A 20,839-nucleotide genomic window follows, 5' to 3' on the forward strand; every position below is an offset into this window, starting at 1 on the left:
TCTATGAGGGTATCCATCATCTGTCAACGAAACGATTCATTCCACTATAACCAATGAGGTGATGCATGAATGACGAATACTTATGCAGCTTCACTAGACCGTTCGTACATCTTGGAAATGCTGGATCGGCTGCTTCGAACGCCAAGTCCAAGCGGGTTCTGTATGGCGATCATGGAGCTCGTGAACACGGAAGTGAGCAGACTCGGTTACACGATGCAGCGTTCGCCCAAAGGGAACGGCATCATCGTTATACCAGGTGCAAGCGATACGAATGCAATTGCATTAACCGCTCATGTCGACACGCTCGGAGCGATGGTCCGCTCGATCAAATCAGACGGAACGATTCGGTTCACACCGATCGGCGGATATGCCATGCAGACCGTAGAGGGCGAGTACTGTCTTATACATACGCGGGACGGGCGGCAATATGATGGAACCGTTCTCTCGACGAAGCCATCCGTCCATGTTTATTCGGATGCCCGCGATTGGAAGCGTGACGAAGCGAATATGGAGATTCGAGTGGATGAGTGGGTGGAGTCGAAGAGTGATACGGAGCGTCTGGGCATTGCGCCAGGCGATTTCATCTCCTGGGATCCACGGGTACGAATTCTACCGAACGGACTTGTGAAATCTCGTCACTTGGACGACAAAGCGAGCGTAGCCGCGCTGCTTGGTTTGCTGGAGTGGCTGAAGCGGGAAGGACGTACGCCGTCTCGTACGGTTCATATCATCGTCTCGACCTATGAAGAGGTTGGGCATGGCAGCGCTTATGTATCGCCGGATATTACCGAGATGATTGCGGTCGATATGGGGGCGATCGGCGATGATCTAAGCACGACGGAGCGGGATGTATCGATCTGTGCCAAAGATTCGTCTGGTCCGTACGATTACGGTATGACGTCGAAGCTGATAGAGTTGGCGAAGCGGGAAGGAATGCCTTACGCTGTCGATATTTATCCATACTACGGTTCGGATGCGTCAGCAGCGCTGCGAGGCGGAAGCAATATTCGAGCGGCGCTCATTGGTCCAGGGGTACACGCCTCGCATGGAATGGAACGTACGCATGCGGATGCGATTGTGAATACGGCGGCGCTGCTGCTTGCTTATATAACGGAATAACAATGAAGAAGGTTAGGTGGGTTTACGATGAATGAACGGCTGCGACTGCTTACAACGCAATTGGCGGATCAATCGATTCAAGCAGCAATTATTACGAATCCGAAGCATGTGTATTATTTAAGCGGGTTTCGCAGTGATCCGCACGAACGTCTTCTTGCGCTTATTGTAACAGCTGACGGGACATCCAAGCTGCTAGTGCCTCAGCTGGATCGCGCCGGTGCGGAAGCACATGCATCGGTAGATGGAATCGAATCGCATCGTGACACGGAAGATGCCTATTCGATTCTAGCCAGCATGCTCGGGACAACAGCCGCAGGCACTCTCGCGATCGAGAAGGAGCGGGTAACGGTATCGCAGTATGAGCGATTGAAATCGGTTCTCCCTCAGGCATCGTTGTCTGGCATCGATGATGCGCTTCTTGCCATGCGTGCGGTCAAATCGACGGATGAGATTGCCCGAATCAAGCATGCGGTTCATCTTATTGAGCAAGTACTCCGTGATACGCTTCCGCTTGTTAAGCCAGGCGTGACGGAGCTTGAGATCGCGGCCGATATCGATTTCCGTATGCGCAAGGTCGGGGCGGAAGGCCCTTCGTTCGACACAACCGTGCTGGCAGGCGCGAATTCCGCACTGCCGCATGGTTCGCCTGGCAATCGCCGTATTGCTGAAGGCGAGCTGCTGCTGTTCGATATGGGCGTATATGCTGACGGTTATGTGTCGGACATTACTCGCACATTTGCAGTCGGTGAAATTTCGAATGAGCTGAAGTCAATCTATGATGCGGTATTGAAGGCGAATGAAAGAGGCATCGAGGCGTTGAAGCCGGGCATTCCGATGATGGAAGCGGACCTTGCGGCAAGACGCCACATTGAAGCATGCGGATATGGCGAACGATTTACGCATCGGCTTGGACATGGCATCGGTCTGGATATTCATGAGTATCCATCCCTGCATGGAGCGAACACGGATTTGCTTCGTACCGGTATGGTCGTCACTGTCGAGCCGGGCATCTATGTCCCAGACCTTGGTGGCGTTCGGATTGAGGATGATGTGCTGATTACAGACGAAGGCGCGGAGTCGCTGACGACATTCCCGAAAGAACTGACGATTATCGGCGTATAGCTGATCGGTGATCGGAGCAGTCAATTTTCAATTAGAAAGCCGTCATAAGTGGAGGAATTTATTTCTCTGCTTATGGCGGTTTCTTTATTTTCATAGGACAAGTAAGTTGTGAAACTATGAAAGTCAAGATATATACGGTTCGTCATGATGAATTTTATGTTAATTTAATAATGGAATTTATTATTAATCCTGCATATAATAATCGAGTAATTATTTTACATAACTATATTTGGGAGGAATATATAACACATGCAGACTGAACAAGGTCATCAATTCCAAGGTGCGCCGAATCATAACCCGAATTTGAATCATTACAAACCGAACGTATCGGAAGTAGTCTCCGTCAAAGAGTGGTTGATTACAAACTTGATCATGCTTATTCCGATCGTTAATATCGTCATGATGTTCGTTTGGGCATTCAGCAGCAATACCAATCCGAGTAAAGCCAATTATTTCAAGGCTTCACTGCTATTCGCAGCCTTTATTCTCGCCTTGTACATTGTGATATTCATCATCGTTATCGGAGTTTTCGCCGCATCCACTAGTTAGTTGAGCTAATCGCAGAACCGTTCTTCCAATGGAAGGACGGTTTTTTTATGTATATTTTGAAGCTTGACATGAAACCTTAAGGTGTCATATACTCCGATGTGAAACCAAATGGTTTCATAAATCGATGACCAATTTCTTTAACATGTGATGAATAGGAGATTAGACCAATGAGCGAAACAAACCAACAACAGCTGCCTGACATCGTACGCAATATTGTATTGAATGCACCAATTGATAAAGTGTGGAAGGCAGTATCCACTGCCGAAGGGATCGCGTCATGGTTCATGCCGCCTACGAGCTTCGAGCCTGTTGTCGGTTATGAATTTGAATTGAATGCCGGTCAATTCGGCATGTCGCCGTGCAAGGTGACGGTGGTGGAACCGCCATACCGCTTGGCATTCCTTTGGGGCAAAGACTGGACGTTGTCGTTCGAGCTTGTAGAGCAAGAGGGCAAAACGGCGTTTACGCTTACGCACGGCGGTTGGAGCGCGGATATGGTTACGGAATTCAATCAACCGCATACGCAAGTGCGCGAGCATATGGGTCATGGCTGGGATGGTATCATCAAGAAGCTTGCACACGTTATCGAAGAAGGTTAACTGTGGATGGGACAGGCTAAGCCCACTCCCGACGATAAGAAACCTACAATTGACGTGTTCCAAGCGATTGCAGACCCTTCGCGGCGCAAGCTCCTAGAGATGTTAGGCGATGAAGAAATGCCGGTGACCGCAATATCCAGCCATTTCTCGATGACGCGAACGGCTGTTTCGAAACATCTGCGCATTCTTACGGATGCCGGACTGCTGACGGAACGGAAGGTGGGGCGCGAGACTCGCTATCGATTAGAGCCTGCGCCTCTCCAGGAGCTTAAGCGATGGCTTGCTTATTACGATCGGTTCTGGGATAACAAAATGCTCGCGCTACAACGCTATGTGGAATCTTCAGACGATCAAGATCAAGAGTCGTAAATCGGCAAATCAAGGGTTGATTGATCATGCGCGGCCGTATTATGCTGGTGACGACTGGATTTGCTTGGTTTGAAGGAGAGATGTAACATGAGCGAATATCCGCATGTATACGATGTTAGAATGGATCTGTACCGCGACTGGCTGAACACGGTGCAAGAAGTGTTCCGCGGTTCAGGGTCGCCGCTGCCGGACGATCTGTCGAATGAAGAAGTTGCAATTGCATATTTCCTGCAGACTGCACCATCCGAAGAAGCGGCAGAGCAATTAGCGGAAAGCAATGAGAAGCGGCTGCGTACGATTCAGCAGACGATTCTTGATCGACTGGACGATGTCATTGTGCCTGATATTAAACTTCGGACCGGGTATGAAGGAACGCAGTTCCACTTCCAATGGGTCTATCAGCAAGGCGAGAACATTGTGGAGAATCGATCACAGTATCGAATACCGCTATAAGAACAGGAAGAGCAAGCTCGCGGCGTAAGCCGCAGGCCTGCTCTTTTTTTGTGTCACCCTATTGTTCGCTGCCGCTGCTTATCGACAGTCTGATCACTGGATTTGTTCCTAACCCACGGTAGAGAAGCTTTCACCCAACCATACCGCTGTGAGCGGTAAATACGCGCATGTCCAGAGCAAGCATAGCTGATCATGCAGCCGATGAACAGGTAAACCGCACCTTCGGTTCCGAACAGTTCAAGACCCATGATGAAGCACGCGAACGGGGTGTTCGCTGCTCCGCTAAACACACTTACAAGTCCGATGCCTGCTAACAACGGCACGGAGACATGGAATAGTCCAGCAAGCGCGCTGCCTAGCGCAGACCCGATGACGAACAGCGGTGTCACTTCGCCTCCTTGGAAACCAGCACCGAGCGTGATCGAAGTAAACAACGTCTTAAGCGCAAAGGCGGCGGGACTCACAGCCTCATCGAAGGAATGGGTTAACAAAGGCAGGCTAAGCCCGAGATAATCACGTGTGCCCACGATATAAACGAGAGCGATAATAACGAAGCCGCCTGCGAAGGCTCTGAGCGGCGCATTCGGTATCCAAGCAGCGAATCGCTGCTTCAATACATGAGTCAGTTCACTGAAGAGCAGCGCCGCTGCGCCGAACAGTATGGAAGCAGCAACGATCTGTGCCAATAATTGAAGAGAGAATGAAGGCAATTGACCGAGCGAATACTGAATATGTCGAATTCCCCAAGCTCTCGTGACAAAATCGCCTGTCCAGCCCGCGATCAGACTCGGCAGCAGCGCAATGAAGCGGCTTCTGAAGCTGCGATGTGCGGCAAGCAGCTCGACAGCGAAGACAGCGCCTGCAAGCGGCGTCCCGAACACAGAGCCGAATCCGGCACTAATTCCGCATTGGAGCAGCATGCTTCGCTGCTGCGGACTTAGCTTCATTCTCGCCCCAACTTGTTCGGCTAAGCTGCCGCCAAGTTGAACGGCTGTTCCTTCGCGGCCAGCTGATCCGCCGAATAAGTGGGTTGTCCAAGTTCCAAGCAGGACAAGCGGTGCCATTCGGAACGGGACGCGGATATGCGCTTGATCGCCGTAAGCCTGCTCGATGATTAAATTGTTGCCTTTGGCAGCGGAGCTTCCGTAGGCAGCATACAGCCAGCTGATCAATGCTCCACCCAATGGCAGCAACCAGAGCAGCCAAGGCAAGTGCTCGCGGGTTGATGTGACCTCTTCAAGACCGAATAAAAATAATGCGGAAGCTGTTCCGCCTATTAGACCGATGGCAGCGCTGATGATTAACCAACGCAGCCCCGATATGCACTTGTCCATTAATTGTCTCAAACGTAAATCGCTCCTTGATACGACCTAAACTTCTGCTGTTGGCAAAAGTATAGCACGAAAAATGGATTGACGGCCTACTCTAGTTTGAGTAAAATACTTCGTATGCGAAATGTTCGTATGTGAAAGGTTTGCTTTAAGAATCAAACTAGAAGGGAGGAGGCATACAACTTGGAGAATCAGGAGCGGCTGCAGCGACTATTGCTGACTTTTCGAGAAATGAACAAAGAGTTGTATCAGGTGTTGAACGTAACGTTACAGCAACTAGGGGTCACATCTGCTCAATACATGGTGCTCAAAGCACTGCACTCTAAGCCGTGCATTGGTTTGTCTGAGCTTGCGGAACAGATTTATTCCAACAACAGCACGGCAAGCGGTATTATCGATCGTCTGGTCAAAGCCGACCTCGTCAAGCGCGAGCGGCCCGATACGGATCGCCGGGCGATATCTCTGACATTGACACCTCAAGGTGAAGAATTGATTACCATGGCTCTCGAAATGCGATTAGATCGGCTGAAGCCGCTGCTGAAGCTGCCCTCAGAGGATTATGACACGATGTTCCGCATTCAACGGGACATTATAGAATTAATACAACAAGGTGGAGAGGAAGCCTAACATGACTAACGCGATATCACATTTAAAAAGGGGTCCAATCGTCGCTTCGCTAATCATTGCGGCGTTCGTTGCGATCTTGGCTCAGACGCTGCTTAACATTGCGCTGCCAAGCATCATGAAGGACCTGGATGTGTCGGAGAACACGGCACAGTGGCTGATTACAGGCTACATGCTTGTCAACGGCGTACTTATTCCGATCAGCGCTTATTTGATCGAACGTTTTACGACTAGAAGGTTGTTTATTGTCGCTGTCGGTTTGTTCACGCTTGGTACGATCGTTGCCGGCTTAGCATACAGCTTCCCAGTGTTGCTAACAGGTCGTCTGATTCAAGCAGCGGGTGCAGGTATTCTCATGCCGCTCATGTCGATCGTGTTCCTGACGATCTTCCCAGTGGAAGAACGCGGTAAAGCAATGGGCATGATGGGTCTGGCGATGATCTTCGCGCCAGCAGTTGGTCCTACGCTTTCCGGCTGGATCGTTGAGCACTACTCGTGGCGCGTCCTGTTCTACATCCTGCTGCCGATTACAGTGTTCGCTCTTGTTTATGGCGCATACGCCATGAAGAACGTTACGCGCAATGCTAAATCGAAGCTGGACTACACGGCAGTCGTATTGTCGACGCTTGGCTTCGGCGGCATCCTGTACGGCTTCTCCGATGCAGGTACGGAAGGTTGGAACAATGCGACTGTGTATACGACACTTATTATCGGTGTTGTCGCACTCATCCTGTTCGTATGGCGTGAGCTTGTCGTTGAAAAACCAATCCTTGAGCTGCGCGTATTCAAATTCGGCATGTACTCGCTCACGACGGTTATCAACGTAATCGTTACGATGGCCATGTACTCCGGTATGATTCTGCTGCCGCTGTACTTGCAGACGATTCGCGGCTTTACGCCAGTCGAATCTGGTTTGCTCCTTCTTCCTGGTGCAATTCTGATGGGTATCATGTCGCCGATTACGGGTATTATTTTCGATAAAATCGGTGCACGTTGGCTGGCGGTTGTAGGTCTCGCCATTACGGTTGGCACGACTTACATGCTGAGCGATCTCAAAGCGGATACCACTTACACGGCTTTGATTACGATCTACTCGTTCCGTATGTTCGGTATGTCGCTGCTCATGATGCCGATTCAGACAGCAGGTATGAACCAGCTGCCTCAACGTCTGAATGCGCACGGTTCGGCTATGCAGCAAACGCTGCGTAACGTTGCAGGCGCACTTGGTGCCGCGCTGCTCGTTACGATCATGACGAACAAAACGAAAGAAGTGGTGAAGGAGCTGATCGTCAGCACGGGTACGAACCCGCAGGACGAAGCAGCGATGCAGCCGCTTCAATTCCAAGGGATGATCGACGGCATCAACCACTCGTTCGTCGTTGCCACCTGGTTCGCGGTCGTTGCGCTCGTGCTTGCTTTCTTCATCAAGAAAGTGAAACCGCATGAAGAGAAGTCCGTTGAAACGGCTAAACATGAGGACAAAGCAAAAGCTACGGCACAACCGGTCTCGCGCCGCGGTTAATGATCAACATCACCCATCTCTATCCATGTTTCGGATAGGGATGGGTTTTTATTTTGTTCCAAGAAAGTGTTCATGTGCGTTATACTCGGGAGAGTGAGTATTGGACAAGATGCAAGTCAGTCACGTCGTGGATGAGGTGAATCGGGCATGATATTAGAGATTGGTGTACGGGATGAGCTGCTGAGCAGACTGAGCGAAGAGCAGCAGCAATATTTGACGGAAGTGTTGTCTCGGGGGAGAAGAACGGTATTCGCCAACGAGATGGCCAGGCAGAAAGGATATTCGATACCGGAAGGAACCGATGTCGAGCAGATTGAACGGCTTCTCGATGAGTGGATCTATACCGGGTATATCGATGCGGGGAAAGTATCGCCTGATCTTAGATGCGAGTGCGGGCGTCCCCTTCGGTATCAGCACCAAGTGCAGCATAAGACGACCGGGGAGCGCAAATACTTCGGCATCGAACATCTGAAGGAGCATCTCGCCATCGATGCAGCCGTCGTATCTGCGATTAAGAAGGGGTTCGACGCGATCGATTATGAGCTGGACGAGCTGCTAGTGAAGCTGTCGTCGGATTGGGCAGCCGATCCGGAGCTGCTTCAGGTTGCCCAGCTTCCTGAAGATGTCGTGGATCATGTACGGCTGAAGCTTCCGCTGCTGGACAAGCAGGTACGCAAGCTGCGGTCGATCCGTGCAGCTGAGCTGACTGCAGCTTGGAGGAGCAGCGAAGCGAAGAAGCAGTCAGAGCCAGCGTTCAAGCCGGAGAAGACAACGGTTGTGGAAAGCCCGCAATCTTATGACTTATTCGCGTGGCAGGAGGAAGAAGAGCAGGAAGAGGAACCGCCGCTGATCGAACTGGATTATGCGCTGCAAAGCCGAGTTCGTACTTATTTGCGCAGCGGGATCGGAAGTGCGCGGGTGATATGCGAATTGCTGATCGAAGAGCATAACGCGAATGGTCGACGGTTTCTAACAGGAAAACCTAAGCTGTTTCCAAGCGTATGCGTCTATATCGAATCAATCGACGGCGTCAAGATCGAGAGCATTTCACCAGAGGATCGCGCCTATTCGTTAACGAAATCCATCTAAATTCATTCAAAGCTCTTAAATTCAAATAGTCTATAACAAAGAGGAGGCACAGCCCGCGATGAATGTACATCACAATGCCCATACCACCAATGACGCCTATATTCTTCATTCGCATGTCATCGATAACATCGACGTCGTACAGTCGACAGCCGAGGATGCGCCGGCTATTATGAATCTGCTTCTGCAAACCGCTCAATGGCTGAATAGCAAAGGCTCGACGCAGTGGAGCGGACTGCTGCGAGGAGAAGATCATCACAACACCACAGAGTCTGCAAGCAGAGGCGATGTCTATTTGTTCAAGGATGGGGAGTCGCTCGCTGGCATTGTTACCTTGCTCCGCAGTCCAAGCGCATGGGACATTAATCTGTGGGGCGAGGAAGGGCATGAGCGCGCCGTATATCTGCATCGTCTGGCGATTAACCGGGAATATGGCGGCCGAAATCTCGGCGATGCAATGCTCCAATGGGTTCATACAAGCATACGGTTCGAGGGCAAGGACCGCATTCGATTGGATTGCATTGATTCAAATCCGCAGCTGGATACGTTTTATCGCTCGGCGGGCTATACGTATGCAGGGCACTCCGATGCAGGATTTTACCTCTTTGAACGAATGCAGCAGTTGCGGCAGCAAATGTAACAATTTCTTTTTTATCGGATAGGCGCAAAGCCGGTGCATGCGACATACAGTGTAGACGTATGACTATTGAACCGGGAGGTAATACAATGAATCGTGGCTTTACACCGTTTGGCGGGGGCTTCGGACGCCCACCGTTCCGTCCGTTTCCGCATCCTTTCTTCCCAAGACGTACGTTGTTCCCATTCTTCTTCTTCTCGCCGTTCTTCTTCCCATTCTTCCGTGAAGGCGATGAGGTAGGTGAAGATCGGAATGACGGTACGTTCGCGCAGCATCAAGCGACGCAAGGTCAGACGCTGCAACAAGTTGCGCACGCCTATAACATGCCTTATCCGATTCTTGAGGAAGCCAACCCGCATCTGAGCAATCCGAGCCAATTGAGACAGGGAGAAACGGTTGTCATTCCGCGCATATCGCATATGTATTGCCATAAAACGTACATGGAACGCGACGAGCAACAGCCATCTCAATTGCCAACACAACTGCCTGCGCAAACGGCGGTAAATCCAGCACAACAAGGACAACAAATGCCATGGCAGCAGCCAAGAGCGCCATACGCGCCTAACCAATATCCATATTAAGATTATGAGCAAAGGCTGCGGACTGCCGCAGCCTTTACTGCGTTTAAACGGGAATGAACCGGCATACATAATTAGAGGGTGAAATGAACCTGTTTTGCGGTATAATGGAACGATGGAGTTTATTGATGAATGTGGAGGCACAGACGTAATTGGCTAAATATCCGTTTGAATTTGACCCCGGTACTCCGTTTATGCAGCAGGCGAGCGATTGGATCGCCGATGTCTTCTATGAAGTGCTGCCGGAGGCCGGCTTCGAGGTGCGCGACGAGCAGATCTACATGGCGTTTCAGCTGGAGCGTGCGTACAACGAGAAGAAAACGATTTTTGCAGAGGCTGGTGTCGGCACTGGCAAAACGCTGGTGTACTTGCTCTATGCGATCTGTTATGCACGTTATACACGCAAGCCTGCTATTATTGCTTGCGCGGACGAATCATTGATCGAGCAGCTAGTAAAGCCTGAGGGCGACATTGCGAAGCTTGCCCGCCATCTGGAGCTGACGATCGATGCGCGCCTTGGCAAATCGCCGGATCAATATATTTGTTTGAACAAGCTGGATGAAGTACGGGCCGACGAAATGGCATCCGAGATCTACGACACGATCCACAGCGGTCTGCCGTCTTTCGTGCATCGTCCGGATACGATGCAGGCGTTCCATCCCTATGGCAATCGGAAGGATTACCCGCAGTTGTCCGATGACGAGTGGGGTCGAATCGGTTGGGATGTCTTCCAGGACTGCCTCGTGTGCAATCAGCGGCATCGGTGCGGACAGACGTTGTCGCGCGAGCATTATCGCAAAGCGGCGGACATCATTATCTGCTCGCATGATTTCTATATGGAGCATGTATGGACGTATGACGCACGGAAACGGGAAGGCCAGCTTCCGCTGCTGCCGGAGCACAGCTCGGTTGTGTTCGACGAAGGGCATCTGCTCGAGACGGCAGCGCAGAGCGCATTGACCTACAAGCTGAAGCATTCGCTGTTCGAGAGCATCGTTACACGTTTGCTCGACGGCGAAGTGCGCGAGTCGCTCGCGTATGCGGTCGAAGATGCGATCACTTCCAGCCAGACGTTGTTCGAGCTGCTGGCGAAGCACAGCGTTCATGTGCCGGCGTCGAATCGACGCGAAGTTATACTGAGTGAGCCGCTGATGCGAGAGATCAATCGGTTCAGCAGTCTGCTTGGTACGATCGAAGAGGAGCTCGTATTCGAGAGCGGCTTGTTCACGATTGACGACTATCAGCTGAAGATTGTCGAAGAGCATCTGGAGATGATCGGTCTTGCCTTATCGTTGTTTAAGCGTCCCGAAGGGCTCATCTCGTGGGTGACAGACGACGGAGCGGACGGCATTACGCTCGTCATCATGCCGCGCAAGGTGAAGGAAATTCTGGCCGAGATGGTGTTCGGCAAGCGGATGCCGGTCGTCTTCTCGTCCGCTACGCTGTCGGTTGACGGCTCGTTCGACTATGTGGCGTCCAGTCTTGGCATCAGCGATTATTTATCTTTCTCGGTTGCGTCTCCTTACAACTACGAGGAACAGATGAAGGCCGTTCTGTATCCAGAACCTTCGGCACCATCCGCTGCAAAGATGGAGCAGGTGCTTCGCAGCTTGAAGCATGCCGAAGGCGGCTCTTTGCTGTTGTTCCCATCCTTCGAGGAGCTGCATCAATTCCAAGCTGAGCTGGAACATTATCCAGAAGCGCGCAGCTATCGGTTTCTGTATGAGGGATCGGCTGAAATCAGCCACCTGATCTCCGAATTCCAGCGTGATGAACGCAGCATTCTATGCGCTGTAACGCTGTGGGAAGGATTAGACATTCCTGGCCCGTCGCTGTCGCATGTGTTGATCTGGTCGCTGCCGTTCCCGCCGCATGATCCGGTATTCGATGCGAAGCGGAAGGACGCGCAGGATGCGTTCCGCGAAGTGGATATGCCTTATATGTTGCTGCGGATGCGGCAGGGGATTGGCCGGCTCATTCGCACCAGCAGCGACAGCGGGACCGTCTCGATCTTCGGCGAACAGCTGGAAGACGAATATGTTCGTGAGCAGATTATGCGGTTTCTACCGTCGAATACAGAGAGGATGGCACCATGTTAAACATTACGGAATACAGCGTTGAACTAGTGAAAGATCCGTTCGGCATTCTGGACGGCAAACGATATGAATTCATTCTCGATCTCGATGTACCAGACGACGATGAGCTGTATTGCGACAACGGTGTTTATGCGCGCGTCATCTTCAGCGTTGCCGACAGCGGTACGCGTATCGTGAAATATGAGCTGCGTGAACGTTCGACGGATCGTTTCCTGGAGATTGATCTGGAAGACGAAGAGCTTGCGGCGTTTGCGCAATTTTGCCAAGAAGAGCTTGAATCGGGAATCGACGTTTAATCAATTAGTGTTGGCTATGGAAGGAGACGGGCATGAAATCGATCCTGTTCACAGGCGGAGGCTCCGCTGGACATGTTACGGTCAATCTCGCGCTTATTCCGAAGTTTATTGCAGACGGGTGGAAGGTCGACTACATCGGCTCTGTTGATGGCATTGAACGACGATTGATCGAGCCGCTGGAGGGCGTTACCTACCATCCGATTGCAACGGGCAAGCTTCGCCGTTATTTCGACTGGCGTAATGTGAAAGACCCGTTCAAGGTCGTGAAGGGTGTTATGCAGGCCTATCGAATAATCCGTCGGTTGAAGCCGAATGTCGTCTTCTCCAAGGGTGGTTTCGTCTCCGTCCCTGTCGTGATGGGGGCTAGGCTGAACAAGACGCCGATTCTCATTCACGAATCGGATCTTACGCCAGGACTAGCGAATCGTATTGCGATGCCGCTGGCAACCGGTATCTGTACGACGTTTCCTGAGACTTCGCAGTATATCAAGGCTGGGAGTACGGAGGTACGTCATGTCGGTGCGGTCATTCGAGAGGAAATTCGCCAAGGGGATGCGCAGCGAGGCCGCGCATTCTGCGGGTTGAACGCATCGAAGCCAGTGCTGCTCGTCATGGGCGGCAGCCTTGGGGCACGCGCGATTAATGCAGCCGTTCGTTCTGCACTTCCTGAGTTGACTCGGCGATTCTATGTCGTTCATCTTTGCGGCAAGGGCGGACTGGATCCTAACCTCAATAACTCATCCTATCGTCAGTATGAGTATGTGCAGGAGGAACTGCCGGATTTGCTTGCGATGACAGACATCGTCGTTACTCGCGCGGGCTCGAACTCGATCTATGAGTTTCTGTCGCTGCAGCTGCCGATGCTGCTCATCCCGCTGTCGAAGCAGCAGAGTCGAGGGGATCAGCTGCTGAATGCGGCATCGTTCAAGGAAGCGGGTTATGCGGAGGTGCTTGAGGAAGAGCAGTTGGACGCTCATTCACTCGTGGACGAAGTGTCGAAGCTGTACGATGAGCGGCATAACTATCGGTATACGATGCGCCGTCATTCGCAGCAGGACGCGATATCTGCTGTGTATGAGTGGATAGGCGGTATTGCGAAGCCGTAGCATGATATAAATCCGATTTTGATTGCACAGACAATTGGTCAGACGGTATACTATAACCAATCACATACGTTTTACTTGGAGGAGCCTGTCATTTACGGGATTTCTCTGTCTTCGGGAGAGCCTGTATCTAACAGGCTCTTTTTTGCGTTTTTTTTTGGCATTTTATACAAGTAATAAGTACAAGGAAAAGAGGGATTAAGTATGCAAATGTTATTATCTCTTGCCATTATGATTGCAGCAACCAAGCTGGCGGGTGACCTGTCGGTAAGGCTGGGTCAGCCATCCGTATTGGGCAAATTGATTGCGGGCATCGTGCTGGGGCCTGCTGTGCTTCACTGGATTGAACCAGAGCCGTTCATCCACGAGTTTTCGGAGATAGGCGTATTATTGCTCATGTTTATCGCGGGACTGGAGACGGATCTGGATCAATTGAAACGCAATTGGCGTTCATCGGTCGCAGTGGCATTCGGCGGAATCGCAGCTCCGTTCATCGGTGGATACGGTCTATCTTTAGCGTTCGGACTTACGGGCTCTCAATCTTTATTCATTGGTGTACTGCTGTGTGCAACGTCCGTCAGCATATCGGTACAGACTTTGAAGGAGATGAATGCGCTACAATCTCGAGAAGGCACTACCATTCTCGGAGCGGCTGTCGTAGACGACGTCATCGTCGTGCTGCTGATGGCGGTCATGATGAGCGTGCTTGGTTCCGGTGAAGGCGGATCGCTCGGGGCGCTCGCTTTGAAAAATGTACTTTTCTTCGTGATCATTGTCATTGTCGGCTGGTTCATTGTCCCTCATGCGATGAAACGTCTGGCTGATTATAAGGTCAGTGAGTCGGTCATAAGCGGTGCGCTCATTATCGTATGCGGCTTCGCGTACTTCGCCGAGCGAATGGAGGTTGCCGGCATTATCGGCGCCTTCGCAGCGGGCATCAGTCTCTCGCAGACCCGGTTCAAACACGAAGTGGAGGAGAAGGTGAGTCCGATCGCTTACAGTCTCTTCGTTCCAGTGTTCTTCATCAGCATTGGCTTGAACATTCGTTTCGACGGTCTTGGCAGTCAGTTATGGTTCCTGATTGCACTCTCGCTTGTGGCGATCGCCGCCAAGCTCGCTGGCGGCGCAATCGGTGCAAGGCTGACCGGATTCGGAAGCCGTTCAGCGCTTATGATCGGAGCGGGGATGGTGTCGCGCGGCGAGGTGGCACTCATTATTGCGGCGTCCGGACTGGAGTCAGGACTGCTGCCGCAGCGTTATTTTACAACCGTTATCGTGTTAGTTATTATTACGACGCTTGTAACGCCACCGCTGTTAAAGCTGATTCATCGGGAGCCAGAGCAGGATAAACAACCTGAAGCGATTGTCGAAAACTAAATCGATACCGATTGCAACATTCCTCTGATTCCATAAGTCTATGAATGCAGCGAATACGATGATAGGTTGACTATGGATATAAGGTTATGGAGGGATACGTGATGAGGTCGAGATGGTTGAAGCTGACGGCAGGATGCTTGGCGATCGGATTGGCAGTATCAGGTGCAGCAGGGGCATCGGCTAGTGCTCAGGGAAGTGCGGGAGTGAACACGAGCTATGTTTATTCAACGATAAGTGACAAAGAAAGCATACCGCTGGCGAAACCTCGATGGTCTGTTGACCTTGGTGGATCGAAGCAAGATGTCATCTATAATCCCACAAGCATCGCAGCAGCAAGCGGTAATGTGTTCTTCGTGAAGTCGGGTACGCTTTATGCGGTCAGTGCGTCCAGCGGCAAGACGTTATGGACGTATGGTAAGAAGCTGCAGCTTAGCAGCGTAGTGACATCAGGCAACTTCGTCTATGCTGCCGATGAAGTCGGGGCGGTTTACCGGGTTGATGCGAAGACAGGGAAAGGCACGAAGCTGTACCAGATGACGGATGCGAAAGGTGCTGCGGCGCATTCCATAAACGGGCTGTCGATTCAGGAAGCCGAAGGCCTATTATTCGTGCAAAATTCGAACACGATCGCAGCGATTTCTCTCGCAACCGGAAAGCAGAAATGGCGGAATGACGAATTCTTCAGCACGAGTGTTCCGAAGCTTGTTAATGGCACGCTGCTGATGGAGACATTCGAATCCGGTGCGATTACGGTCGGAACAACTTATGCGATCGATCCCAAGACGGGCAAGACCTTGTGGCGGCTGGGCGGAAGCCACTCCAACCTGCTGGGATTCGATGGCGATAAGCTGTATTATGAGGACCAATGGCCGAATATCGATGATGCCGAGAATGCGATTGCGAAGCTGGATGTTGTATCCTTACGTACTGGGGAAGTGTTGGAATCCAGATCGTATCCATCGCCGCAGACGAGTACGGGCGGCTATGTTTATCGCTCCAGTCAGATCGTGATAGACGGCAGCAATATGTATATCGGTGCAGGTGGTAACGGGATCTACCGTTACGGTCTGCTGGCAGATCCGATGATAGCGAAACCGGCGTATTTATCCGTGAACGGAAGCTGGATCGCGGGGCCATACAACGGCAAGCTGTATTTCAGCGATGCAACCAATATGCGCTTGTTCGGCGTGAAGGTCCCGGATAACACGCAAGTCGCTTACAACGGAGTCGATAATCCGATCAGCCGCTTCGACTTGATCGAATCGGGGATGTATATTGGGCAGACGGATGGTTCCGTTCTTGCTTTTAACGTGAAATCGGGTAAAGCGCAGTTCCGTTACGAGACAGGTGCGCGTAACTATGGTCCGTTCCAGACGGTGGGTACAACGCTGCTCGTCCAAGCAGATAACAAACTATATGCATTCCTGATTTCCGCAGAAATGACGAAGCCAATTACGGAAGCTGAAGCAATGGCATCCGGCTACTCCAAGGCACAGGCTAAGTTGTCGCTCGACGGAGAGCTTCGCGAGTTTAATCCGAGCATGATGACGGCGGCTAACCGGATGTTTGTACCGCTTCGTTTCTTGACGGAGGCGCTTGGCGCGAAGGTCGCATACGACAGTAAGACGAAATCGACGACGGTTAGCTATCGAGACCGGGTGTTCATGATTACAGAAGGCAAGACTTATGCAGAGGTTGGAACAAGCGGTTCGGAACTCTCCTTCGCGCCAGTCATACTGAATGGTGCCCTCTATGTTCCGGTTAAAGATATTGGCAGTCTGCTTGGCGTTACGGTGAATTGGAATGCATCGACACGTACGGTTGAAGTGGTGACAAGCACCTAGCAGAGAGAGGAATGCTCAAGGAATGAAGCATGAATGGCGCAAAGCAGAGAAGTTGATCTACGGTGTGAAGCAGCCGCCGCAATGGATCGACATTGAACCGATGACTTATATTCAGCTGGAAGGGAAAGGCGATCCGAACCATCCGCATTTTGCAGAAGAGGTAGAGGCGTTGTATGCGGTATCGTACGCCATTCGGATGATGCCGAAGAAGCAGATCGTGCCGGAAGGATACTTCGAGTACACAGTGTATCCGTTAGAAGGACTGTGGGATCTAGACGAAGAAGGACGGAAGCTTTCTAAGCTTGATAAAAGTCATCTCGTCTACCATTTGATGATCCGTCAGCCTCAGTTCGTCACGGAACAAGTATTCGAGCGAGCCAGGACGCTTAGCGCTGGGAAGATTAATTCGGAGCTGCTGAACAAGCTGCAGCTTGTCACGATAACGGATGGGCCATCCGTACAATGTTTGCATGTGGGCAGCTATGACGATGAACCTGAGACATTCGCACGAATGGAAGCTTATTGCGAGGCGAATCAGCTGGTTCGCATGTCCAAGGCACATCGTGAGATTTACTTGTCCGACGCCCGCAAGGTAGAGCCTTCTAAGCGGCAAACGATTCTGCGCTTCTCTGTTTCTTCAGCTATTTAACATACTTAAATTTAGACTTGTCTGCTGCACATGGACAAAACTTTTAACTTTGTCGTTGCATTTTGAGGAGACGGGTGTATAATTACGAGTAATTTCATATTTCGCGAACGACAAATTCAATGACGAGAATGAGTACGTTAAACGACTGATCAACAGAGAGTTGGGAGAAGCTGAAAACCAACGTTCAGGCGCTAACCGAAAGCTATCTCCGAGAAGCGGGCTGAAAAGCCATGCCGCTATTCCAGCGTTAGACGGAAGCGCATTGATAGATGCGTAATCGAGTGTCGCTGCCATTGGGCAGCGGAACTAGGGTGGTAACACGGGTGCAGACTCGTCCCTTATTAGGGACGGGTCTTTTTTGTTTTCATTTTTCGTTTGCCCAAATTGAAGAGGAGCGACTTTGAACGCCGTTCAAAGATCCTAAAGTGAGGAGATCCGCCAATGCTAAGTCAATCGTTAACCGTAACCAAATCCAAATCGATCGAGGGCCGGCTGGCGGCGCTCGTACGGGACATGAAGCCGTCGGGCATTCGTAAGTTTTTCGATCTTGCAGCTGGTCAAGAAGGGATCGTATCGCTCGGAATCGGCGAGCCGGACTTCGTAACGCCGCAGCCTGTACGCGATGCTTGCATGATCGCGCTGCAGCAAGGAAAAACTTCTTATACGTCTAACGCAGGCATGCCGGAGCTTCGCAGCGCCATTGCGGATTATGTTCGGACGTCTTGGAATGTCAATTATGATCCTTCTGACGAAGTGCTCGTAACGGTAGGAAGCAGCGAGGCGATCGACCTGGCGCTGCGTGCGCTCATCGAGCCGGATGATGAGATTCTTGTTCCGGTGCCATGCTATATCTCGTATTCGCCGATTGCAGAGATCGGCCGCGCGAAGACGGTCGAAGTGCCGACAGACGCATCCAACGGATTCAAGCTGACGGCTGAAGCGCTGCGCAGCAGCATTACACCGAAGTCGAAGGTGCTGATCGTCTCCTACCCGAACAATCCGACGGGCAGCATTATGACCTACGAGGATTGGCTGCCGATCGCGCAAGTGGCGGAGGAACACGATCTGGTCGTTCTATCAGACGAGATTTACGCTGAACTGACTTATGGCACGAAGCATGTCAGCCTTGCAGCAGTGCCTGGCATGAAAGATCGGACATTGCTTATCAACGGCTTCTCCAAGGCGTTCGCGATGACAGGCTGGCGTGTCGGTTATGCTTGCGGCCCTAAACCGTTGATTGCTGCAATGTTGAAAATCCACCAGTACACGATCATGTGCGCGCCTATTCTCGGTCAGATCGCTGCATTGGAGTCGCTGCGAATTGGTCTTCCTGATAAAGACCGGATGGTGGAAAGCTATAATACCCGCCGTCAAATCATTGTAGATGGCTTCCGTCGCATCGGACTGCCATGCCATGTGCCGTACGGTTCGTTCTATGCTTTCCCGTCGATTGCAGGAACGGGGCTGACTTCCGAGCAGTTCGCAGAGCGTCTGCTAGTCGAACACAAAGTCGTTACAGTCCCAGGCAATGTGTTCGGTCAAGGCGGCGAAGGATTTATTCGCTGCTCCTACGCGACATCGATCCCGATGATCGAAGAGGCGCTCGCACGGATCGAACGTTTTATTCAATCCCTGTAGTTAGGAGGAATGCGATTGGCACAGAATAACATTCAAGTTCCGTACGGCTATGAGCCGCCGGTGGATTCACGCAAGGGCATACTCGTCTACTATGACACGTTCGAGCTCGTCACAGAGGAGGAACTGGATCAAGCTGTGGATTGGATGAACCAAATGTCATTCCGCAAGCTCATTCTATATCCGCTGCACGAATCGACGGCGAAGCGAATGTCTAAGGACGAGGTTCGTCCTTATTACAAAAGATTGGATTTCCTACACGATTGGCGGCGTTCGATCGAGGAGACGGACGTTGTGATCGAAGGGCTGGAAGGCAAGCGGAAGAAGTATACCCCGATCGACAGTGCGCTTCGCCACTTGACGGAGACCTACGGCAAGCCGCTGTTTCTGCTGGTATCGCCTGAAACGGCGAGCATGTTCGCCAGCTACGATTCGTTCGAGCCATGGATTACCCGTATTCGTCTGTTGTTGACTACTGGACCTTCATCAAGTCAAATGCATCCAAGGCTCGTGCAGTATGCGCATCGCTGGAATGTCGTTGGCGAGCGCCTGGGAGATGTTGAACAATGATAAGCCGTACAACTCATGTTTCATTCGTCTGCAGGGAATTGTAACGATATGAACAATTCGATCCTTCTCAAATCAGGCGCAGGCCGCGATCGCCATCAACGCAAGCTGCTGCTAAGCGCAGGATTAAGCTGGCTGTTCGATGCAATGGACGTCGGCATGTTGTCCTTTATCGTCGCTGCGCTAAGTGTCGAATGGGGACTTGGTGCTCATCAGATTGGGCTTCTAACTGCTACGAATTCAATCGGTATGGCAGCTGGTGCCGCAGCCGCCGGCCTATTGGCAGACCGTTATGGCAGACGAGCGATTCTGCTCTGGACGCTCGTTATATTCTCCGTTGCCAGCGGTTTATCCGCCTTAGCCGGCAGCTTCGCCGTGTTAATGGTGCTTCGATTCGCAGCCGGGTTCGGTCTTGGCGGCGAATTGCCGGTAGCCTCGACACTCGTGTCCGAGTCAGTGCCGGCGGAATCGCGCGGCAAGGCGGTTGTGCTGTTGGAAAGCTTCTGGGCGGGCGGTTGGATTTTGTCGGCGCTCATCGCCTACTTCATCATCCCCGACTATGGCTGGCGCATCGGATTCGCCATTGGTCTGGTGCCTGTGCTCTATGCACTGTATCTGCGGCGTGCCATTCAAGATCCTGTGCGTTTCACGACCAGAGGCAATCAATCGTTGTCGTATGGGAATCGCATCGCTTCGATCTGGCAAAGCTCGCATCGCCGGTCGACGATTATGTTGTGGATTCTCTGGTTTACCGTCGTCCTGTCTTACTACGGCATGTTCTTATGGCTGCCGACGGTTATGGTCATGAAGGGCTTCAGTCTCGTTCGCAGCTTCGAATATGTGCTCATCATGACGTTGGCGCAGCTGCCAGGGTATTTCACAGCTGCCTATCTCATTGAAAGAGCGGGCCGTAAGTTCGTGCTCATTGCGTATTTGATCCTGACAGCGGTGTGCGCGATCGTGTTCGGAAGCGCAACGTCGACTGGCGTGCTTATTGCGGCAGGAATCGGTCTATCGTTCTTCAACCTCGGCGCTTGGGGTGCAATGTATGCTTACACGCCGGAGCTGTACCCGACGCCGATCCGTTCGACGGGCGTTGGTCTGGCAGCTTCGTTCGGTCGGGTAGGCGGCGTTATCGGCCCTTATCTAGTCGGTGCGTTGGTTGAGCGAAGCACGCCGATATCTGCGATTTTCTCCATCTTCTTCGTTACCATTCTGATCGGTGCGGCGGCTGTTCTGCTGCTTGGGAAAGAGACGAAGGGCATAGAGGTTGAGTAATTGGA

21 protein-coding genes and 1 other annotated feature are annotated in these 20,839 nt (G+C 51.7%); of the genes, 20 read left to right on the forward strand and 1 reads right to left on the reverse strand.

All coding sequences use genetic code 11. The features are described from left to right. Nucleotides 1-69 precede the first annotated feature (69 nt). From SBI19_RS00865 to SBI19_RS00890, 6 genes are all read left to right on the forward strand, one after another. The gene (locus SBI19_RS00865) at nt 70-1,119 is read left to right on the forward strand and encodes a M42 family metallopeptidase (protein ID WP_317964307.1); all 1,050 of its coding nucleotides are present in this window, start codon (nt 70-72) and stop codon (nt 1,117-1,119) included. Between the two features lie 27 nt (nt 1,120-1,146). After that, nucleotides 1,147-2,241, forward strand: a complete 1,095-nt coding sequence (locus SBI19_RS00870; protein WP_317964308.1) for a M24 family metallopeptidase — start codon at nt 1,147-1,149, stop codon at nt 2,239-2,241. Between the two features lie 249 nt (nt 2,242-2,490). Continuing rightward, entirely contained in the window at nt 2,491-2,790 is a 300-nt protein-coding gene (locus SBI19_RS00875; RefSeq protein WP_317964309.1) for a hypothetical protein, read from the forward strand. Between the two features lie 167 nt (nt 2,791-2,957). Then, on the forward strand, nt 2,958-3,389 hold the full coding sequence (locus SBI19_RS00880) for an SRPBCC family protein (protein ID WP_317964310.1): 432 nt from the start codon (nt 2,958-2,960) through the stop codon (nt 3,387-3,389). A 6-nt stretch (nt 3,390-3,395) separates the two neighbouring features. After that, nucleotides 3,396-3,758: an ArsR/SmtB family transcription factor gene (locus SBI19_RS00885; RefSeq protein WP_317964311.1), complete on the forward strand. Its 363-nt coding sequence runs from the start codon at nt 3,396-3,398 to the stop codon at nt 3,756-3,758. A gap of 87 nt (nt 3,759-3,845) precedes the next feature. Further along, entirely contained in the window at nt 3,846-4,211 is a 366-nt protein-coding gene (locus SBI19_RS00890; RefSeq protein WP_317964312.1) for a hypothetical protein, read from the forward strand. A 53-nt stretch (nt 4,212-4,264) separates the two neighbouring features. Here the strand turns inward: SBI19_RS00890 and SBI19_RS00895 are convergent, their stop codons facing one another. Further along, complete coding sequence (locus SBI19_RS00895; RefSeq protein WP_317964313.1) at nt 4,265-5,557, reverse strand: chloride channel protein; 1,293 nt, start codon at nt 5,555-5,557, stop codon at nt 4,265-4,267. 168 nt (nt 5,558-5,725) lie between these two features. Here SBI19_RS00895 and SBI19_RS00900 point away from each other — a divergent pair, with 168 nt between their 5' ends. The 14 genes from SBI19_RS00900 to SBI19_RS00965 all read left to right on the forward strand — a co-directional run bounded on the left by SBI19_RS00900 (nt 5,726) and on the right by SBI19_RS00965 (nt 20,834). After that, complete coding sequence (locus SBI19_RS00900) at nt 5,726-6,169, forward strand: MarR family winged helix-turn-helix transcriptional regulator (RefSeq protein WP_317964314.1); 444 nt, start codon at nt 5,726-5,728, stop codon at nt 6,167-6,169. Nucleotide 6,170: 1 nt separating this feature from the next. Next, a complete protein-coding gene (locus tag SBI19_RS00905) occupies nt 6,171-7,688 on the forward strand; it encodes a DHA2 family efflux MFS transporter permease subunit (protein WP_317964315.1) in 1,518 nt (505 codons plus the stop codon). A gap of 147 nt (nt 7,689-7,835) precedes the next feature. Then, the gene (locus tag SBI19_RS00910; RefSeq protein WP_317964316.1) at nt 7,836-8,777 is read left to right on the forward strand and encodes a DUF3895 domain-containing protein; all 942 of its coding nucleotides are present in this window, start codon (nt 7,836-7,838) and stop codon (nt 8,775-8,777) included. A 58-nt stretch (nt 8,778-8,835) separates the two neighbouring features. Next, nucleotides 8,836-9,414, forward strand: a complete 579-nt coding sequence (locus SBI19_RS00915) for a GNAT family N-acetyltransferase (RefSeq protein WP_317964317.1) — start codon at nt 8,836-8,838, stop codon at nt 9,412-9,414. Nucleotides 9,415-9,500: 86 nt separating this feature from the next. Continuing rightward, entirely contained in the window at nt 9,501-9,992 is a 492-nt protein-coding gene (locus SBI19_RS00920; RefSeq protein WP_317964318.1) for a LysM peptidoglycan-binding domain-containing protein, read from the forward strand. A 149-nt stretch (nt 9,993-10,141) separates the two neighbouring features. Beyond that, nucleotides 10,142-12,088: an ATP-dependent DNA helicase gene (locus SBI19_RS00925; protein WP_317964319.1), complete on the forward strand. Its 1,947-nt coding sequence runs from the start codon at nt 10,142-10,144 to the stop codon at nt 12,086-12,088. Next, entirely contained in the window at nt 12,082-12,381 is a 300-nt protein-coding gene (locus SBI19_RS00930; RefSeq protein ID WP_317964320.1) for a DUF6509 family protein, read from the forward strand. The genes SBI19_RS00925 and SBI19_RS00930 overlap by 7 nt, the downstream gene beginning before the upstream one ends. A 32-nt stretch (nt 12,382-12,413) precedes the next feature. Continuing rightward, entirely contained in the window at nt 12,414-13,487 is a 1,074-nt protein-coding gene (locus SBI19_RS00935) for an undecaprenyldiphospho-muramoylpentapeptide beta-N-acetylglucosaminyltransferase (RefSeq protein ID WP_317964321.1), read from the forward strand. A gap of 201 nt (nt 13,488-13,688) precedes the next feature. Then, complete coding sequence (locus SBI19_RS00940) at nt 13,689-14,861, forward strand: cation:proton antiporter (protein WP_317964322.1); 1,173 nt, start codon at nt 13,689-13,691, stop codon at nt 14,859-14,861. 101 nt (nt 14,862-14,962) lie between these two features. Next, nucleotides 14,963-16,705: a stalk domain-containing protein gene (locus tag SBI19_RS00945; protein ID WP_317964323.1), complete on the forward strand. Its 1,743-nt coding sequence runs from the start codon at nt 14,963-14,965 to the stop codon at nt 16,703-16,705. 22 nt (nt 16,706-16,727) lie between these two features. Continuing rightward, nucleotides 16,728-17,354, forward strand: a complete 627-nt coding sequence (locus SBI19_RS00950; RefSeq protein WP_317964324.1) for a GyrI-like domain-containing protein — start codon at nt 16,728-16,730, stop codon at nt 17,352-17,354. 110 nt (nt 17,355-17,464) lie between these two features. Further along, nucleotides 17,465-17,696: a binding site (T-box leader), on the forward strand. 99 nt (nt 17,697-17,795) lie between these two features. After that, nucleotides 17,796-18,992 carry an aminotransferase class I/II-fold pyridoxal phosphate-dependent enzyme gene (locus SBI19_RS00955; RefSeq protein ID WP_483312215.1) on the forward strand — a complete coding sequence of 399 codons (1,197 nt, stop codon included), beginning with the start codon at nt 17,796-17,798 and terminating at the stop codon, nt 18,990-18,992. A 15-nt stretch (nt 18,993-19,007) separates the two neighbouring features. Further along, complete coding sequence (locus SBI19_RS00960) at nt 19,008-19,559, forward strand: hypothetical protein (RefSeq protein ID WP_317964325.1); 552 nt, start codon at nt 19,008-19,010, stop codon at nt 19,557-19,559. A gap of 48 nt (nt 19,560-19,607) precedes the next feature. Further along, nucleotides 19,608-20,834: an MFS transporter gene (locus SBI19_RS00965; protein ID WP_317964326.1), complete on the forward strand. Its 1,227-nt coding sequence runs from the start codon at nt 19,608-19,610 to the stop codon at nt 20,832-20,834. Nucleotides 20,835-20,839 lie beyond the last annotated feature (5 nt).

The sequence above is a fragment of the Paenibacillus sp. CCS19 genome (assembly GCF_033239625.1).
Lineage (GTDB): Bacteria > Bacillota > Bacilli > Paenibacillales > Paenibacillaceae > Paenibacillus_T.

Excerpts from the sequence above, each read along its gene's own strand:
- SBI19_RS00965 (WP_317964326.1), top strand. The coding sequence starts at position 19,608 with ATGAACAATTCGATCCTTCTCAAATCAGGCGCAGGCCGCGATCGCCAT.
- SBI19_RS00945 (WP_317964323.1), top strand. The coding sequence starts at position 14,963 with ATGAGGTCGAGATGGTTGAAGCTGACGGCAGGATGCTTGGCGATCGGA.
- SBI19_RS00885 (WP_317964311.1), top strand. The coding sequence starts at position 3,396 with ATGGGACAGGCTAAGCCCACTCCCGACGATAAGAAACCTACAATTGAC.
- SBI19_RS00930 (WP_317964320.1), top strand. The coding sequence starts at position 12,082 with ATGTTAAACATTACGGAATACAGCGTTGAACTAGTGAAAGATCCGTTC.
- SBI19_RS00915 (WP_317964317.1), top strand. The coding sequence starts at position 8,836 with ATGAATGTACATCACAATGCCCATACCACCAATGACGCCTATATTCTT.
- SBI19_RS00920 (WP_317964318.1), top strand. The coding sequence starts at position 9,501 with ATGAATCGTGGCTTTACACCGTTTGGCGGGGGCTTCGGACGCCCACCG.
- SBI19_RS00870 (WP_317964308.1), top strand. The coding sequence starts at position 1,147 with ATGAATGAACGGCTGCGACTGCTTACAACGCAATTGGCGGATCAATCG.
- SBI19_RS00910 (WP_317964316.1), top strand. The coding sequence starts at position 7,836 with ATGATATTAGAGATTGGTGTACGGGATGAGCTGCTGAGCAGACTGAGC.
- SBI19_RS00865 (WP_317964307.1), top strand. The coding sequence starts at position 70 with ATGACGAATACTTATGCAGCTTCACTAGACCGTTCGTACATCTTGGAA.
- SBI19_RS00875 (WP_317964309.1), top strand. The coding sequence starts at position 2,491 with ATGCAGACTGAACAAGGTCATCAATTCCAAGGTGCGCCGAATCATAAC.
- SBI19_RS00905 (WP_317964315.1), top strand. The coding sequence starts at position 6,171 with ATGACTAACGCGATATCACATTTAAAAAGGGGTCCAATCGTCGCTTCG.
- SBI19_RS00950 (WP_317964324.1), top strand. The coding sequence starts at position 16,728 with ATGAAGCATGAATGGCGCAAAGCAGAGAAGTTGATCTACGGTGTGAAG.
- SBI19_RS00935 (WP_317964321.1), top strand. The coding sequence starts at position 12,414 with ATGAAATCGATCCTGTTCACAGGCGGAGGCTCCGCTGGACATGTTACG.
- SBI19_RS00940 (WP_317964322.1), top strand. The coding sequence starts at position 13,689 with ATGCAAATGTTATTATCTCTTGCCATTATGATTGCAGCAACCAAGCTG.
- SBI19_RS00880 (WP_317964310.1), top strand. The coding sequence starts at position 2,958 with ATGAGCGAAACAAACCAACAACAGCTGCCTGACATCGTACGCAATATT.
- SBI19_RS00890 (WP_317964312.1), top strand. The coding sequence starts at position 3,846 with ATGAGCGAATATCCGCATGTATACGATGTTAGAATGGATCTGTACCGC.
- SBI19_RS00955 (WP_483312215.1), top strand. The coding sequence starts at position 17,796 with ATGCTAAGTCAATCGTTAACCGTAACCAAATCCAAATCGATCGAGGGC.